The organism is Streptomyces sp. NPDC002446, assembly GCF_053595675.1.
This window is the reverse complement of the sequence record NZ_JBSFYC010000047.1, coordinates 42,800-59,041: the sequence shown is the minus strand read 5'-3', so window position 1 is coordinate 59,041 and position 16,242 is coordinate 42,800. Positions and strand designations below refer to the sequence as shown.

The following is a 16,242-nucleotide window of genomic DNA, read 5'->3' as shown; positions in this document are numbered from 1 at the left end:
GTCACCAGCCAGGGCCTGTTCCTGGCCAAGGTGTGCGCCGCCGCCACCGTCATCTCCCTCCCGGTGCTCATCGCCGGGTTCGCCGCCCAGGACAAGCTCGTCCAGGGCCTCTCGCTCGGAGCCGTGAAATGAAAGCCGCAGTGATCAGCGCCCCCGGCAAGGTCGAGGTCGCCACCGTGCCGGACCCCTCCCCCGGCCCCCGCGAGGTCGTGGTCGCGGTCGCCGCCTGCGGGCTGTGCGGCACCGATCTGCACATCCTCCAGGGCGAGTTCGCGCCCACCCTGCCGGTGGTCCCCGGCCATGAGTTCGCCGGTACGGTCGTCGCCCTCGGCAGCGACGTCACCGAACTGGCCGAGGGCGACCGGGTGGCCGTCGACCCCTCCCTCTACTGCCACGAGTGCCACTACTGCCGCACCGGCCGCAACAACCTCTGTGAGCGCTGGGCCGCGATCGGGGTGACCACGGCCGGCGGCGCCGCCGAGTTCGCCGTCGCCCCCGTCGCGAACTGCGTCCGGCTGCCCGACCACGTACGCACCGAGGACGCGGCGCTGATCGAGCCGCTGTCCTGCGCCGTACGCGGCTATGACATCCTGCGCTCCCAGCAGCTGGGCACCCATGTGCTGATCTACGGCTCGGGCACGATGGGCCTGATGATGCTGGAACTGGCCAAGCGCACCGGCGCGGCCGGCGTCGACGTCGTCGACATCAACCCCGGGCGGCTGGCCACCGCCCGTACGCTGGGCTGCAGCAACGCGGCCGGGTCCGCCGACGAGCTGGACCGGCCGCGCGGCTGGGACGTGGTCATCGACGCCACCGGCAACGAACGCGCCATCCAGGACGCGCTCGGCCGGGTCGGCAAGGGCGGTACCTTCCTCCAGTTCGGCGTCGCCGACTACGCCGCCCGCGCCACCATCGAGCCGTACCGCATCTACAACCAGGAGATCACCATCACCGGCTCGATGGCCGTGCTGCACAGCTATGAACGGGCCGCGGAGCTCTTCGCGGCCGGCGTCCTCGACCCGGAGGTCTTCATCAGCGACCGGCTGCCGCTGGACGACTACGCAAAGGGCCTGGCGCGGTTCCAGGCGGGAGAGGGGCGGAAGATCCAGGTGCTGCCGTGAGCGCCGGGGCGGCATGGCGGACGCCGGGGTTCAGTCCCCGGGGCCGAGCCGGTCGGCCAGCCGCTCCAGGAACACCCGCTGGCCCTTGACCAGGCGCTGCGCCGCCTCGTGCGGTGCGAACCATGCCACCTTGTCGATCTCGGGAAAGCTGCGGACCACCCCGGACCCGCGCGGCCACTCCATCTCGAAGGTGCCGGGCACGATCCGCCCGGGATCGAGATCGCTCTCGACGGCCCATGCGGTCACCACCTTGCCGCCCGACTGGCGGGCGTCCCCCAGGGGCACGTACCGCCCGTCGGGCGGCGGCATCCCCAGCTCCTCCGCGAACTCCCGCCGCGCCGCGTCCAGCGGCTCCTCCGGTGGCAGGTACTCCCCCTTGGGCACCGACCAGGCGCCCTCGTCCCGCCGGGCCCACAACGGGCCGCCCATGTGCGCCAGCAGTACCTCGGTGCCGTCCCCGCCCCCGCGGTACAGCAGCAGTCCGGCGCTCCGCTTTCCCGCCACCGGCCTACGCTCCCCCGGTGTCCCCGGCGGCGAGCACGGTCTCCACCGTGTCCGCCTGCGCCGCCGTCTTGTCCTGCCGGTAGCGCACCACCCGCGCGAAGCGCAGGGTCACCCCCGCCGGGTAGCGCGAGGAGGTCTGCAGCCCGTCGTAGGCGATCTCCACGACGAGTTCCGGACGCACCGTCACGACATGGCCGTCGTCCGCCACCGCGAGCTCCCGCAGCCGCTCGGTCTGCCAGCCGAGGGTGGCGTCGGTGAGCCCCTTGAAGGTCTTTCCCAGCATGACGAATCCGCCGTCCGGCCCGCGCGCCCCCAGGTGGAGGTTGGACAGCTTCCCGGTGCGCCGGCCGTGCCCCCACTCCGCCGCCAGCACCACCAGGTCGAGGGTGTGTACGGGCTTCACCTTCAGCCAGGCGGCGCCCCGGCGGCCGGCGCTGTACGGGGCGTCCAGCGCCTTGACCACCACGCCCTCATGGCCCCGGCGCAGCGTCTTGGACCAGAACTCCTCGGCGGCCGCGCGTGCCGCGGCGTCGGCCGGGTCCCCGACCACGCAGCGGCGCACCCGCAGCGGCTCGGGGACCAGCCGCGCCAGTTCGCGGTGCCGCTGCGCGCCGGGCAGTTCCAGCAGGTCGCGGCCGTCGACCGACAGGACGTCGAAGAAGACCGGGGACAGCGGCAGCGCGGCCTGCGCGGCGGAGACGTCGACCCGTGAGCCGAAGCGGCCCGCGACCCGCTGGAAGGGCACCGGCCGGCCGGCGCCGTCCAGGGCGATCACCTCGCCGTCCAGGATGAACCGCTCGGCCGGCAGCGCCCGTGCGACGGCGACGACCTCGGGCAGCCGGCCGGTGACCTCGTCGAGCGTGCGGGTGTGGATCCACACGTCCGGGCCGTCGCGGTGCACCTGTACGCGGATGCCGTCGAGCTTCTCCTCCACGGCGCAGGCACCGAGCCGGTCGATCGCCTCGGCCACCGACTTGGCGCTGTGCGCGAGCATCGGCCCCACGGGCCGGCCGACGGTGAGCCGGAACGCGGCGAGGGCCGGCGGTCCCCCGGCGAGCAGCGCCGATGCGACGTCCGGCAGCGAGCCGGCGAGCATCACCGCCCGTCGTACGTCGGCGGCGGGCACCTCGCTCGCCGCGGCGAGCCCTTCGACCGCGAGGGCGTCCAGCGCGCCCTGCCGTACCTCGCCGGTGAGCAGACCGACCAGGAACCGCTGCTCGTCCGGCGTCGCCGCGGCCAGCAGTTCCCGCACCCGCCGGCGCCGCTCCTGCTGTGCCCCGGCGCCCGAGACCCGCGCGAGTGCGGTCAGCGCCGAGTCCACCGCGCGTACGGTCAAGGTGGCGTCGTCCGCCGGCGGAACCGGCTCGCGCAGCACGCTCCAGCCGACCCCGATCCGCCCCTGCGGCAGCCGCCCGGCCAGATAGGGGATGACCACGGGGGCGTCCTCGGGGGCGGCGGCCCGGAACAGCGCGGCCAGCAGCGTGATCTTCCGCGAGCGCGCCGATGTCGCGGCGACCGCCCCCGACACCTGCGCGAGATCGGCCAGCAGCATACGGCCATGGTGCCCCCGCGGCGCCGTCGCCGCCCGCCCGGCCCGCGCCCGCGTATCGTGCGGACGTGTGGAGCGGTCCCGACGCCTCGAAGCCCTGCACTGCGCCCCGGACGCCGTCCACGCGCTGCGTCCGGAGCGGCTCTGGTACGCCGCGTACGGCTCCAACATGCACCTCGACCGGCTGACCTGCTACCTCGCCGGCGGCCGGCCCCCCGGCGGGCTGCGCGACCACCCCGGCTGCCGGGACCCCCGGCCGCCCGCCCGCACCGCACCGGTCGTGCTGCCCGGCCGGATGTACTTCGCCACCGAATCGCAGGTGTGGACCGGCGGCCGGGCCTTCTACGACCCCGACCACCCGCCGGGATCGCGCGCTGACGCCGAACTGCCCGCCCGCGCCTATCTTCTGACGCTCTCTCAGTTCTCGGACATCGCCGCCCAGGAGATGTACCGGGAGCCGGGCACCGACCTCGATCTGACCGAGGTGCTCACCCACGGCCGGGCCCGGATCGGCCCCGGCCGGTACGAAACCCTGGTGTGCGCCGGGCTGCTGGACGGTGTTCCGGTGCTGACCTTCACGGCCCCCTGGAGCGGCGAGGACATCGCCGCTCAGCTGAATCCGCCCTCCGCGGCCTACCTGGAGCACATCGCCGCGGGAATCATCGCGTCCCATGGATGGACCGCGCCCCGGGCCGCCGCGTACCTGGCGACCTGCCCGGGAGCGGACGGCCACTGGACGGCGGCGGACATCGCGGAGCTGCTCGGCACACCCGGGACTCCCTAGCCGGACAGTCCGGGCAGCTCGGGCAGGTCGGCGAAGGAATCGAGCACATGGTCCGGTGTGCCGTCCGCCGCACGGTGCGTCTCCGGCAGGTACTTGCCGGTCTTGACGAGCACACCGGTGATCCCGCATCGCTGGGCCGCCAGCACATCGCCCTCGATGTCATCGCCGACCATCAGCGTCTCCGCGGCCGACGCACCGAGATGGGCCAGGGCGGTGGCGAAGAACGCCGCGGCGGGTTTGCCGGTGACCACCGCCTCGACCCGGGCCGCCCGCTCCAGCCCCAGCAGGAACGCGCCGGTGTCGAGGTCGAGCCCGGCGTCGGTGCGCCAGTACAGATTCCGGTGCATGGCGATCAGCCGGGCGCCGCGCTGCAGATGCCCGAAGGCGGCGTTGAGGGCCGGGTAGCTGAACTCCTCCCCCGCCCCGCCGAAGACCACCACGTCCGGCGCCGCGCAGTCCGCGGCCCGGTCGCCGCTCTCCAGGATCTCCACGCCCTCCAGATCGTCCCGTACATCGCCGCTGCTGATCAGCAGACAGCGCCCGCCCGGATGGTGTTCCCGCAGGTAGGCGGCGGTGACGGCAGGGGCCGTGAGGATGTCGTCGGCATCGACGGGAAACCCCTGCCCGGCCAGTTTCCGGGCGATCACGGCGCGGGTGCGCGAGGTGGTGTTGGTGACCAGGGCCAGCGGGACCCCCGCGGCGCGCAGCCGCTCCATGGCCTCGACGGCGCCGGGCAGCGCCTTCCAGGACACGGTGAGCACGCCGTCGATATCGATCAGAGCCGCTCTGATTCCGTCCATACGCCGACGGTAACCACGGCCCGCCGGAGGGGGCGTACGGCGGCGCGGCACCGGCCGCCCGACTTGCGAAGCACCGGCATCTGCGGTTAGTTCGAAATGAGGTGTGGACGTGGCTTCCGTCTCCCCTGGGTAGGGGGTGCACACTGTGCTGTTCACCGACCGTACGGACGCGGGGAAGCGCCTCGCCGAAGCGCTACGGCACCTGAAGGGGGAAGATCCCGTCGTTCTGGGCCTGCCGCGCGGCGGGGTCCCGGTGGCCTTCCAGGTGGCGCGGGCGCTCAAGGCGCCGCTCGATGTGATCGTGGTCCGCAAGCTGGGGGTCCCCTACCAGCGCGAGCTGGGGTTCGGCGCCATCGGAGAGGGTGGCGTACGGGTGATCAGCGACGACATCGTCCGTCGCGGCCGGCTCGATCAGACGGACCTGGACTCCGTGCAGCAGGCCGAGGAGGCGGAACTCCTGCGCCAGGCACACCGGTTCCGCGAGGGACGGCCCCGGCTGCACCTGGAAGGGCGGACGGCGATCGTGGTGGACGACGGGATCGCCACCGGTTCCACGGCGGCCGCGGCGTGCGAGGTGGTACGGGCGCAGGGCGCGGCCCGGGTGGTGCTGGCCGTGCCGGTGGCGCCTCCGGACGCGGCCGACCGGCTGCGCAGCAAGGTCGATGAATTCGTCTGCCTGTCCACCCCGTTCGGCTTCGCCGCCGTCGGCGAGTGGTACCGGGACTTCTCCCAGACCCCGGACGACGAGGTGGTCTCCCTGCTGGCACAGGCCGCGCACGGGGCGGGTGCGGAGAGTGACACCGACCCGCTCGCCCGGGGGCCGGGGGACACGGACGTGGTGGAGGAGGTGGCGATCGACGCCGCCGGGGTCCGGCTGACCGGTGACCTCAATCTGCCCGCCGGTGCGAAGGCCATCGTGATGTTCGCCCACGGCTCGGGCAGCAGCCGGCGCAGCCCGCGCAACCGCCTGGTCGCCACGGCGCTGAACCGGGCGGGCCTGGGCACCCTGCTCTTCGACCTGCTCACACCGGCGGAGGAGGCCAACCGGGCGAACGTCTTCGACATCGCGACGCTGGCCGAGCGGCTGACCGGTGCCACCGACTGGATGCGCGGCCGCGCGGACGTCCCGATCGGCTACTTCGGCGCGAGCACCGGCGCCGCGGCGGCGCTGCGGGCCGCCGCCTCCCCCCGGGCGGACATCGGCGCCGTGGTCTCCCGCGGCGGCCGTCCGGACCTCGCGGGAGAGCTGCTCGTCGGCGTGCGGGCCCCGACCCTGCTCATCGTCGGCGGCAACGACCCCCTGGTCCTCGACCTCAACCGCGAGGCCGAGGCGGCGCTGCGCTGCGAGACCCAGCTGGAGATCATCCCCGGCGCCACCCATCTCTTCGAGGAACACGGCGCCCTCGACCAGGTCGCCGCTCTCGCCAGGGACTGGTTCCTCGGCCACCTGGTCGGGTAAGGCCTGGTCGGCCAGGGCCTTTTTGCCCCTGGCCCGTCGGACGGGCCCTAGTCGATGGTGATCTCGCCCATCGCGCTCCAGCCGTCCGCGCCCTCGATGGTGGTGCTCACGATGTCGGGCGTGCGGCGCAGCAGCGGGCGCATGGTTTCGAGGCCGGCGCGGAAGTGGTCGGAGTTGACGTGCGCCTCGGCGGCGTCGTCCTTGAACGCCTCTACCAGGACGTAGGTGTGGGGGTCCTCGATGCTGCGGGACCACTCGAACCACAGGTTGCCGGGTTCCTCGCGGGTGGCGCTGGTGAAGGCTTCGACGTGCCGGGGCCAGTCCTCGGCGTGCTCGGGCTTTACGGGAAACTTGACGACGATGAAGATCATCCATCGATGATAGGAGATCTGCGGTCATCTGCCGTCAACCGGGTCATTCAGGGGCGATGCCCCCTGTCAGCCCGTCACGGCCGACACCCCCCCGGCAGGCCCAAGGGGCACCCGGGTGCTCGGGTGCCCCTTGGGCGAGGGACCGGGTGCGGTCCTCAGGTCAGCACTGCGGACGCTTGCCGTGGTTGGCTCCGCCCTTGCGGCGGGCCCTCTTCTTGCGACGGCGCTTCGAGGACATGACGTCTCCCTTCTCCGTACCTCAACAATACGTTTCGCGGAATTTCTACCACTTCACAGTGGCGCCCCGCCCCGTGCCGAGAGGTCCAGGTACCGCCAGACCCGTCGCGGAACCAGGCCCGCCGGTGCTCACGAGCGGGGCGGCATCCAGTGGTCGACCTTGAAGTCGCCCTTCTCCAGGGTCTCGAAGGGGGCGGAGCCCAGGCACTTGCCGACGCTGTTCTTCGGCAGGCCGTCCATGGCCCAGCTGTAGCCCAGCCGGTCCTTCTTGCCGTCGTCCAGCACGGTGAAGCCGAACCGCTTGCCCTTCAGATCACCGATGTGCGGCATGCCCGGTGCGTCGTTGAAGTGCGACTCGGTCACCACGCCGGTGGCCACGGCGACCGGGCCGCCGGTCACCAGGCAGTCGATCCGGCCCTTGGCGTAGCCGCCCCACTCCTTGCCGACGTGGTGGCTGACGTAGAACGTGCCGCGCGCCTTGTCGGCGAAGCCGTGGGCGTCGAAGGCGAAGTGCACCCTGTCGCCCGGCTGGCGCTTGAGCTTGGCGGAGCCCGTGAGCGAGGGTTCGTCGACGGTGTGCCGGGCGGCCTGCGGCCCGCTCTCGACGGCCGATGCCGGCCCCGTCAGACCCAGGGTCAGCACGGCCGCGGTACCCGCGGCGAGAGCAGTGGCGGCCTTGACGAGGGGGCGACGCATTCCAGGCATTCTTTCTCCAAGGGCGATATGAGGGTCGAATCCGGTACGGCGGGGCGGAGTTCGGGACTTCCCTGCCGATCTCCACACTCCTCTTCGCCGCGACACCGCACCTCACCCCACAGGCGGAACGGCCTCCGCCGCGCGGCGGAGGCATGGGCGCGACTCCCCCGCCCCGCGGTGTGGATCACACAGAGCGCCGCATGGTCCAGCGGTCCATCCCGTCATTGATCGCGACATGTCCGAAGTACGGGAGCCGCCGGCAAGGCATCTCCACGGAAGCGTCACAAAGTCTTCGTACTGTCTTCCACAGCTGCCGTTTAGCGTTGCTAGCCGCTCGATCCTGCGTGCGAAGGTGAATCAGGTCGTCGGCGTCCCTGGCGGCGCAGGCAGCAGAGAAAGATCGCAGATGGACTACTGCTCGTCGTGCCACCGGAACCTCAACGGGGCTCTCGTGTGCCCGGGATGCGGTGATTACGCCCCGGACATCGCCCCGCCCGCCTACCGCGGCGGCTCGGCGGTCCCGACGGCCGCCACCACGACGGCCTGGGAGTCATGGGACGCGTGGCAGCCGGAGCAGACCCCGGTGCCCGGTCACGGGGACGGCAGTCCCGACGCCACCGCGCCGGTCGACGACCTCGCGCCCGAGGAGGCCGGGGCGGACGATTCCGGCACCGGTGCGGGCAGCGTCCCGGTCGGCGCCGCCACCGGGCAGGGGCGGGCGGCCCGGCGCCGGCAGCTGGCGCGCTGGAAGAAGCACAAGCGCCGTGCCGTGGCGGCGACGGCCTTCGCGATCGCCGGCGGTGCCCTGACCGTTGCGCTGCTGCCGGACAAGGGCGGCAACGGCCAGACGCATGCCACCGCGGCGGCGGACCCCGAGAGCGCGGCCAAGTCCCTGCCGACGGCCACCGACGCGTCGGAGCAGCCGGCGGAGCGGGCCTCGCGGCACCCCGGCACGCGTCCGTCCCTCCCCACCGGCCGGCACCGCAAGCCCACCGCCGACACGGCGCCCGCCGCCACGACGCAGCAACAGCAGCCGGACAGCGGTCCCACGGCCCGCCCCTCCACGCCTCCCAGCGCAGCGCCGCACACGGCACCCGCATCCGCCGACGAGGCGCACACCGACGACGCCGACGCCCCGGCGCCGAAGGCGGCCGCGCCCGCACCCCGCGGGCGCTCCGACGCCGGCTCACCGCCCGAGAGCAGCGAGCCGACGACGGCTCCGAGCACGCCGGAGGCCGAGCCGGCCCCGCCGTCGGACGAGCAGGCATCGCCGTCGGACGTGTGTCTGCTGGGAGTGGTCTGCGTCGGCTGACGGCCGGTCACCCCGCGCAGTACACGTCCCGCTCCGAACGCCGGCCCTCGACGAGGAACGCGGTGACCCCGCGGTCGCCGCAGGCGTTGCCGGTGCCCAGGTAGACGCCGTGCCCGCCGCGGCCGACGCTGATCAGGCGGGCCCGGTCGCCGAGCGCCCTGCGCATCTTCAGGGCGCCGGAGTACGGGGTGTAGGGGTCCCGGAGGTTCTGGATCATCAGGATGTTGGAGGGGCCCTCCGCGGTGATCCGGGTGGGCCGCTCGGCCGGTGCGTCCTTCCAGAAGGCGCAGGGCGAGACATTGACCGTCATCCCGGCCGTGAGCGGATGCCGGGCGCGGTCGGCGGCCACCGCGCGCCGGTACACGGAGACCCGGCCTGGCCAGCGGACGTCGTTGCAGATGACCGCGGTGGTGACCGCCGCGTCCTGGTCGCGCAGGGGCGCGGCCAGTGCGGCGGGCAGGGCCGGCTTTGCGGAGGGGTTGCGGGCCGCCCGGACGAGCCGGGCCAGCGGGGTGAAGGCTTCGTCGTTGTCGAGGGCGTTCTGCAGCGCCTGCCGCAGGCGGTTGCCGGTCAGCGGGACGCCCGGCGTCGTCGACTCCTTCGGCGCGCGGTCCAGCTCCGCCGCCAGCCTGAGGAACAACGGCCGGATGTCCTCGGCCCGTCGGGCCAGCCGCAGGCCCTCCTCCTCCCGGGCGGGGTCCGATGCCCAGGCCGCGAAGTCGGGGAAACGGTCGTCCGCGCCCACCGCCATGTTCGCCAGCCAGCCCCGTGCGACCCGGGACGGGTCGGGGTCGCCGCTGCTGTCCAGCACCCAACGGCCGGTGCGGTGAGGGTACTTCTGCGCATAGACGGCGCCCGCATAGGTGCCGTACGAGACGGCCCAGGCCGACAGCTTCTGCTCGCCCAGCGCCTGGCGGAAGCGGTCGATGTCGCGGACCTCGTTCGCCGTGGTGAAACTGCGCAGCACGGCACCCCCGTGGCGGGCACACGCCGCGGCGGTACGCCGGGACCGCGCGACGTTCTCCTCGATCCCGCCGTCCGGTGCCGGCCAGGAGCGCAGGTGCACCAGATGCCGGTCGTCCGCGCCGAGTGCACAGCTCGCCGTCGTACTGCCGCCCACCCCGCGCGGGTCGAAGCTGACGATGTCGTATGCGCCCGCCGTCTCCTTGCGCAGCGCCTCCCCCTGCTGCCCCAGCCACCGCACCCCGGAGCCGCCCGGTCCGCCGGGGATCATCAGCAGCGTCCCGCGCCGCGCCGCAAGCCGCTCGCCGCGCAGGCGGGACACGGCGAGGGTGAGCTGCCGGCCGTCGGGATCGCGGTAGTCGAGCGGTACGGGCAGCTCGGCGCACTCCTGCCCGGCGGGCCCGGCGCCCTGGGCGCAGGGGTGCCACGCCAGGGCGGGGACGGCGGCAGCGGTTTTGGCCCCCGTCCCCGGGGTCGCGGCGGCGGGCAGGGGCATCGCGGCTGCCGTGGCGGAGAGCGCGAGGAGGAGGGGGAGCAGGCGCCGGAGGGGAGCGCTGCGGGGATAAGTCGTCATGGGACAAGGGTTGTTGAGCCGGGCTCTTTCCCCCATCCGGCAGACCTGATGCCGGTGGTGGGGGTATCCCCCGGAAGTCGCCCGCGGCGTGGGCGCGCACCGGGGGCTCCCCGTTCCGGCGGGGCCGCGGCGGGTGCCCCGGCCGGGTCTGCCCGGCCCGGTCTCCTCAGCTCGCCGGGCCGTGGATCAGGCGGTGGGACAGCGCCCACCAGATCTCCGCGAGATCGGCCGGGTCGCGCAGGCTGGTGCCGGTGATCTCCTCGAAGCGCCGGAGCCGGTTGCGCAGGGTGTTGGGGTGGACGTAGAGGGTGCGTGCGGCGGCCTCCAGGCGCAGGCCCTGCCGTAGGTAGGCGGCCGCGGCCTCCTCCAACTGGGCGCAGTCCTCGCCCCGTTCGGCCAGCGGCGCCAGGCGCAGCCGCACCAGCTGCTCGCCGATGTCCGGCATGGCCACGACCGTGGCCCGCAGCCCCAGTTCCTCGCGGGTGAACACCCCGACGAGCCCGGAGCCGACCGCGGCGCGGAGCGCATGGGTCGCCCGGGTGAACTCGGTGGCGAGCCCCGACGCGGGCACCGGGGCGCCGAGCCCCACGACCAGGCTGTGGCACAGTCCGCCCGGCCGCCCCGCCAGCAGCCCCGCCACATCCCCGTCCACGGTCGTGACCAGGGGCTTTCCCACGGCGTCCAGGGCGAGCCAGGGGCGCAGCAGATCGACGGTGCGGGCGAGTGCGCGGTCGCCGGTGCCGGAGTCGGAGTCGGACCCGCGGGGGTGGGAGCCGCTGCCGGTGGGCCCGGGAGACGCGGGCAGCCGCGCGCGGAACGGCAGGCGCAGGGCGTTGTGGTCGTAGGCGCGGTCCACCTCCCCGTCAGCGGGCCGGCCGTCGGACGGTCCGGTGCCCACCGCGCCGCCCTTGAGGGAGGGTTCGTCCCCCCGCGCCTCGCCGAGCAGCAGCGCGCGGACCAGCGCCGCCCGCCGGTCGTCGGTCATGGCCACCGTGCGCGGCTGAAGGCCGGTCCGGCAGCTGCGGACGATGCGCAGGGTGAGGGCGTCGGTCCAGGCGCGGAGCGTCTCGGCGATCGGCAGCAGCTCCTCGGCGGTGCCCTGCCGGGCGGCCATCTCCTCGCCGAAACGCCGCCAGACGATGTCCGTGCCGATCCGGTAGGCGGAGATGATGTCCTCGACGGGCAACGAGCGGGCCAGGGCCGCCACTTCGGCGAGGTGCGCGGCGGGAATGTCGTAGGTCCGGCCGCCGCGTCCGGCGCGCTGCGGTGACCTGCGGTCCTCGGCGGACCAGCGCTGCACCGCCGACAGGCCGTTCTGCAGGGACGCCAGCACCCGCGGCCGGAGGACGTCCGCCGGCACCGCCGCATAGGAGGGGAGTTGGGCCCGGAGGCCGTCGACGACCTCGTCGGCGAGGGGGCCGATTCCGGCGTGCAACGCGGCTACGGCCTCCGGCACCGTTGTGGAAGTCTCCACCCGTCCCCTCCCGACTCGGTGTCTTTCCCCATGGCGAAAGCGATCATTCGTCGCCATGCTACGAGGAAGCCGCCCGAACCCCTACAGATGTTCGATCCTGGACGACTTTTGAGCAGTCGTAAGGATCCGTCTGTCGTTCGGTAGGCGGCCCTGCTTTTCCTTCCCCGTCACCCCCCATCATCAAGGAAATCCATGGCTGTTTCCTGGCGCCGTATCGCGGTGCCCGCCGCCGCGGTCGGCGTACTCGTCCCCGCGGCCCTCGGCACCCACGCACTGCTCTCGGACTCCGGTGGTCCCGGCGCGCCCCCGGCCGGTATACGGGCCACCGGGTCCGCGGGCCCGGACACCGCGCCGGAGAGCAGTGGCACGGCCGCGGGGCCGGAGGGCGGTGCCGTCGTCGCCAAGCCGTCCGACGCGCCCGCCGGTTCCGGCCGTTCGGTCTCCGTGCGGCTCTCGTCGTACGACGCCCGCAGCAGGCAGGCGGTGCTGAAACCGTCCGCGGGCAAGACCGTGCGCACCGGCGATGTCGTCGCCGCCGCGCCGAGCCGGCACGCCCCGTCGGGGGCGCTGTTCAAGGTGGGCAAGGTCACCGGGACGCGCGACGGCGAGGTCCGGGTGACCACCTCCCCCGCGACGCTCTCCGAGCTGCTCGGCGAGCAGAAGGTGGACCAGCGGGCCGCCCTGCGGGCCGGTGAACTCACCGTCAAGCCGCTCTCGTCCGGCGTCACCGTACGGAAGCCGTCCGCCGGCGACGGCCAGGAAGGCGGCACCCCCGCCACGCCGCCCGGCGAGGCGAGCCCTTCCGCGAGCGGCAGCCCGGACCCGGCCACACCGAGCCCCTCCGCCTCCGCTTCCTCCTCCGCCTCCGGGGCGGTGCGCCCCCAGCTCGCCCGCACCTCCCCGCGCGGTTCGGTGCCGCCGGGTGCGGCCAAGGCGCTCACCACCCTGCGGCTGGGCGTCAATGTGCCGCTTCCCAAGGGCGTGGAGGCGACCGGCAAGTCCCCCGCCCGGCTGTCCGGCGAGGTGACGTTCCGGCCCGAGCTGATCTTCCAGTACGAGAAGCGCGGCGGGCTGAACCTGCTGCCGCAGCGCGCGGCCATCGGCCTCGGCGGCTCCTACGCCTACGGCTGGCAGGTGCACGGCAAGGTGCGCGGCACCGCCGACACCGGGCAGGTCGCGGTGCCGCTGGCGGCGGTCACCGGACGGCACGTCTTCTGGGTGGGTCCCGTTCCCGTCGTGGTCAGCACGGAGGTCACCTTCACCTACCGCTTCACCGCGGGCGGGCGCGTGGTGCTCGACGCCGACCAGCGCACCTCCGGTTCGTTCGCCGTCGGCGCCCGCTACGACCGCGGGCACGGGTGGCAGCCGCTGCACGAGGCGCGCCAGCAGACCAAGGGAGCCACTCCCCGGGTCGAGGGCGCGGCCACCGCAACGGCCCGCGTCGGCGCGCAGGCCCAGGTGTTCCTGTACGACACGGCGGGCGTCGGCGGCGAGCTGTCCGTCCACCTCACCGGGCGGGCCGCGGCGGCCACCGGCGGCCGCGCCCCGGCGTGGGCGCTCAGCGCGGGCTACGACCTCAAGACCCAGCTGATGCTGCAGCTGAAGATCTTCGGCATCCAGATCGTGGACCTGAGGACCACGCCGTTCGCCCTGCACGACGAACGGAAGCTCTTCGGCCACGGGAAGCTGCCCCCTGCCTGAGCGATCCGCTCGCGCAGACGCCCGGCCGGGCTTCCGGCCGGGCGTCTGCCCGTTACTCCTCCAGCCAGATCTCCTCCATGTTGCCGATGGCGTCCTCGGTGTGCCGCACGCGGAAGACGGACACCGTGCGGCCGGTGCGGTCGAGGGGCGCGACCTTCCTGAGGGCGAGGTCGCACAGGCCGCCCCAGTAGAAGACATTGACGTCGGCGTCCATGTCGACGTCCGCTTCGCGCAGTTCCTCCGCGGTGATGCCGAAGGCGGCGGCCACGTCGGCCGGGGATCCGTCGAAGTCCCAGTGGTCCTCTCCGTGCCAGCCGGCGGCGAACAGCCGTGTCCCGTCGGGGTGGACGATCTTCCAGGCCCCGTAGGTCATGTGGTAGTCGATGGTGCACGAGGCGATGATCACGGCCTTGGGGAAGCGCTCGGCGAGGGATTCCGCCTCCTCCCAGACCGGGTAGACGCCGTTGCAGTGCACGAGACCGGGGTCGGTGATCTCGGTGACCTCTCCCCAGCTTCCGACCCGGACCAGTTCCAGATCCGCGCGGGTGCCGGCGGATACGCCATCGGTCGCGGGGACCGTTCCCAGGTCGTCGAGGACCGTGTCGACGGTGCCGAAGGATGCGGCGAACCGGCGGGCCGCGGCCGGGTCATGCGCAGGGAGCCCGGCCGCGTCCGTGGGGGCGCCGGGGTGGACGACCGTCAGCGTGTACGCGCCGTAGCGGACCACGTCCGCGTCCGCGGGGAAGTCCCAGAGAGAGGATTCCGTCATCCCGCCACACTAACTTCCGCCACTCCGGGCGAAGTTGGCGGTCAGGGCACGCACCACCATGCTCGGGACCCGAAGTGTGGTGTCCCGCCACATGTGCGCCTGACCTGGGCGTTTCTACGGTGTGTCGACACGTCAACGTCCCCGTAGCCGCCCGGAAGTGGTGACCATGGCCGCACCCGCAACCTCCCCGCCCGCGTCCGCCGGCCTCACCCGCGTCGTCGCCGCCAGTCTCATCGGGACCACCGTCGAGTGGTACGACTTCTTCCTCTACGGATCCGCCGCCGCGCTGGTCTTCAACAAGCTGTTCTTCCCCGGTTCGGATCCCCTCGTCGGAACCCTGCTGTCGTTCCTGACGTACGCGGTGGGGTTCGCCGCGCGGCCCGTCGGGGCACTGGTCTTCGGGCACTACGGGGACCAGCTGGGCCGTAAGCGGCTGCTGGTGGTGAGCCTGCTGATGATGGGCGGTGCGACGTTCGCGATCGGACTGCTGCCGACGCACGCCACGGTCGGTACGGCGGCGCCGGTGCTGCTCACCACGCTGCGGCTGGTCCAGGGGTTCGCGCTGGGCGGGGAGTGGGGCGGCGCGGTGCTGCTGGTGTCGGAGCACGGCGACGCCCGGCGGCGCGGGTTCTGGGCGTCCTGGCCGCAGACCGGTGCGCCCGCGGGGCAGTTGCTGGCCACCGGTGTGCTGTCGCTGATGACGGCGCTGCTGCCGGAGCCGGCGTTCGCGGCGTGGGGGTGGCGGGTGCCGTTCCTGCTCTCGGGCGTCCTGGTCGTCGTCGGACTGTGGATGCGGATATCGGTGGATGAATCCCCGGTGTTCCGGGCGGCGTTGCGCAGCGCCGAGGCCCGGCGGGCGGCGGGCGCGGCGGTGGAGAGGGCGCCGCTGGTCGCGGTCCTGAGGCAGCACTGGCGCGATGTGCTGATCGCGATGGGCGCGCGGATGGCCGAGAACATCTCGTACTACGTCGTCACGGCCTTTGTGCTGGTGTACGCGACGACGCACACGGGCCTGCCGCAGCAGACCGCGCTGAACGCGGTGCTGATCGCCTCGGTGCTGCACTTCGCGGTCATCCCCGCCTGGGGCGCGCTCTCGGACCGGATCGGGCGCCGGCCGGTCTATCTGCTGGGCGCGGTCGGCATCGCCTGCTGGGCGTTCCCGTTCTTCGCGCTGGTGGACTCCGGCCGGTTCGGGCCGCTGCTGCTCGCGGTGGGCGTCGGCCTGGTCTTCCACGGTGCGATGTACGCGCCGCAGGCGGCCTTCTTCGCGGAGCTGTTCGCGACCCGGATGCGCTATTCGGGTGCTTCGATCGGCGCCCAGTTCGCGTCGGTGGCGGCCGGTGCGCCCGCCCCGCTGATCGCCACGGCGCTGCTCGCCGACTACGGCAGTCCGACGCCGATCGCCCTGTACGTCATCGCCGCCGCGCTGCTCACGCTGATCGCGGTGGGCGCGGCGCGGGAGACCCGCGACCGGGACCTCGCGGCGGTGGACGGGGCCGAGGCGCCGGAGACGGCGAGGATCTGACGTACGACGAGGACGTGACGTACGACGAGGATCTGATGTGCGGCGGGGGCGCGGCGGGCCTCGGGACGCGCCGGGAGACGGACGACGGGCCCGCCACGCCCCCGCCGGACGTCAGGACTTGCCGCGCTTGGGCCGCAGGGAGTCCTTGGCGTCCCGGAGGTTCTCCCTGGCGTCCTCGACGGTCTCCTCGACCTTGCCCTTGACCTGGTCCGTGCGGCCCTCGCGCTTGAGCCGGTCGTTGCCGGTGGCCTTGCCGGCCACCTCCTTGGCCTGGCCCTTCATCTTGTCCCTGGCTCCCTTGCCGGCCATATCGCACTCCTTTTGTCCGGTGGTCCGGTGAACGGAGCGAAAGCTCCGGGTCCACGCTGACCCAGGCCGCGCCGGCCCGCACCCGGAGCCGACT

Annotated in this window: 16 protein-coding genes and 1 pseudogene; 7 read left to right on the top strand and 10 right to left on the bottom strand. The window is 73.5% G+C overall.

Annotated features, from left to right (window positions below; all coding sequences use genetic code 11):
* Both ACWD6P_RS24665 and ACWD6P_RS24660 read left to right on the top strand, forming a co-directional pair.
* Window positions 1–132: pseudogene (locus ACWD6P_RS24665) on the top strand (carbohydrate ABC transporter permease); the annotation flags it as partial.
* Entirely contained in the window at window positions 129–1,121 is a 993-nt protein-coding gene (locus ACWD6P_RS24660) for a zinc-dependent alcohol dehydrogenase family protein (protein ID WP_451446327.1), read from the top strand. The pseudogene ACWD6P_RS24665 and the gene ACWD6P_RS24660, both read left to right, overlap by 4 nt.
* 30 nt (window positions 1,122–1,151) lie before the next feature.
* Here ACWD6P_RS24660 and ACWD6P_RS24655 read toward each other — a convergent pair whose 3' ends face one another.
* Window positions 1,152–1,625, bottom strand: coding sequence for an NUDIX domain-containing protein (locus ACWD6P_RS24655; protein ID WP_451446326.1), 474 nt, complete (start codon window positions 1,623–1,625; stop codon window positions 1,152–1,154).
* Window positions 1,626–1,629: 4 nt separating this feature from the next.
* Complete coding sequence (locus ACWD6P_RS24650) at window positions 1,630–3,177, bottom strand: ATP-dependent DNA ligase (protein ID WP_451446325.1); 1,548 nt, start codon at window positions 3,175–3,177, stop codon at window positions 1,630–1,632.
* Between the two features lie 67 nt (window positions 3,178–3,244).
* Here ACWD6P_RS24650 and ACWD6P_RS24645 point away from each other — a divergent pair, with 67 nt between their 5' ends.
* Window positions 3,245–3,958, top strand: coding sequence for a histone deacetylase (locus tag ACWD6P_RS24645; RefSeq protein WP_451446324.1), 714 nt, complete (start codon window positions 3,245–3,247; stop codon window positions 3,956–3,958).
* Here ACWD6P_RS24645 and ACWD6P_RS24640 read toward each other — a convergent pair.
* Window positions 3,955–4,809, bottom strand: a complete 855-nt coding sequence (locus ACWD6P_RS24640; protein ID WP_451446323.1) for an HAD-IIA family hydrolase — start codon at window positions 4,807–4,809, stop codon at window positions 3,955–3,957. The two genes, ACWD6P_RS24645 and ACWD6P_RS24640, sit on opposite strands and share 4 nt — an antisense overlap.
* Before the next feature lie 94 nt (window positions 4,810–4,903).
* Between ACWD6P_RS24640 and ACWD6P_RS24635 the strand changes: the two genes are divergently transcribed.
* Complete coding sequence (locus ACWD6P_RS24635) at window positions 4,904–6,217, top strand: phosphoribosyltransferase family protein (RefSeq protein ID WP_451446322.1); 1,314 nt, start codon at window positions 4,904–4,906, stop codon at window positions 6,215–6,217.
* 47 nt (window positions 6,218–6,264) lie between these two features.
* On the opposite strand, the gene ACWD6P_RS24630 is transcribed toward ACWD6P_RS24635, so the two are convergent.
* The 3 genes from ACWD6P_RS24630 to ACWD6P_RS24620 all read right to left on the bottom strand — a co-directional run bounded on the left by ACWD6P_RS24630 (window position 6,265) and on the right by ACWD6P_RS24620 (window position 7,530).
* The gene (locus ACWD6P_RS24630) at window positions 6,265–6,588 is read right to left on the bottom strand and encodes a putative quinol monooxygenase (protein WP_451446321.1); all 324 of its coding nucleotides are present in this window, start codon (window positions 6,586–6,588) and stop codon (window positions 6,265–6,267) included.
* A gap of 160 nt (window positions 6,589–6,748) precedes the next feature.
* Window positions 6,749–6,826 carry a 50S ribosomal protein bL37 gene (locus tag ACWD6P_RS24625; protein ID WP_384428599.1) on the bottom strand — a complete coding sequence of 26 codons (78 nt, stop codon included), beginning with the start codon at window positions 6,824–6,826 and terminating at the stop codon, window positions 6,749–6,751.
* A gap of 128 nt (window positions 6,827–6,954) precedes the next feature.
* Window positions 6,955–7,530: a hypothetical protein gene (locus ACWD6P_RS24620; protein ID WP_451446320.1), complete on the bottom strand. Its 576-nt coding sequence runs from the start codon at window positions 7,528–7,530 to the stop codon at window positions 6,955–6,957.
* Window positions 7,531–7,927: 397 nt separating this feature from the next.
* Between ACWD6P_RS24620 and ACWD6P_RS24615 the strand changes: the two genes are divergently transcribed.
* Entirely contained in the window at window positions 7,928–8,833 is a 906-nt protein-coding gene (locus tag ACWD6P_RS24615; RefSeq protein ID WP_451446319.1) for an SCO2400 family protein, read from the top strand.
* A 7-nt stretch (window positions 8,834–8,840) separates the two neighbouring features.
* Here the strand turns inward: ACWD6P_RS24615 and ACWD6P_RS24610 are convergent, their stop codons facing one another.
* Window positions 8,841–10,370, bottom strand: coding sequence for an alpha/beta hydrolase (locus tag ACWD6P_RS24610; RefSeq protein ID WP_451446318.1), 1,530 nt, complete (start codon window positions 10,368–10,370; stop codon window positions 8,841–8,843).
* Between the two features lie 166 nt (window positions 10,371–10,536).
* Window positions 10,537–11,844 carry a PucR family transcriptional regulator gene (locus tag ACWD6P_RS24605; RefSeq protein ID WP_451446317.1) on the bottom strand — a complete coding sequence of 436 codons (1,308 nt, stop codon included), beginning with the start codon at window positions 11,842–11,844 and terminating at the stop codon, window positions 10,537–10,539.
* Window positions 11,845–12,036: 192 nt separating this feature from the next.
* Here ACWD6P_RS24605 and ACWD6P_RS24600 point away from each other — a divergent pair, with 192 nt between their 5' ends.
* Complete coding sequence (locus ACWD6P_RS24600) at window positions 12,037–13,545, top strand: hypothetical protein (RefSeq protein ID WP_451446316.1); 1,509 nt, start codon at window positions 12,037–12,039, stop codon at window positions 13,543–13,545.
* Between the two features lie 52 nt (window positions 13,546–13,597).
* Here the strand turns inward: ACWD6P_RS24600 and ACWD6P_RS24595 are convergent, their stop codons facing one another.
* Entirely contained in the window at window positions 13,598–14,314 is a 717-nt protein-coding gene (locus tag ACWD6P_RS24595; RefSeq protein ID WP_451446315.1) for a DUF6333 family protein, read from the bottom strand.
* Between the two features lie 166 nt (window positions 14,315–14,480).
* Between ACWD6P_RS24595 and ACWD6P_RS24590 the strand changes: the two genes are divergently transcribed.
* Entirely contained in the window at window positions 14,481–15,839 is a 1,359-nt protein-coding gene (locus ACWD6P_RS24590) for an MFS transporter (protein ID WP_451446314.1), read from the top strand.
* Between the two features lie 111 nt (window positions 15,840–15,950).
* Here ACWD6P_RS24590 and ACWD6P_RS24585 read toward each other — a convergent pair whose 3' ends face one another.
* Entirely contained in the window at window positions 15,951–16,148 is a 198-nt protein-coding gene (locus ACWD6P_RS24585) for a CsbD family protein (RefSeq protein ID WP_451446313.1), read from the bottom strand.
* Window positions 16,149–16,242 lie beyond the last annotated feature (94 nt).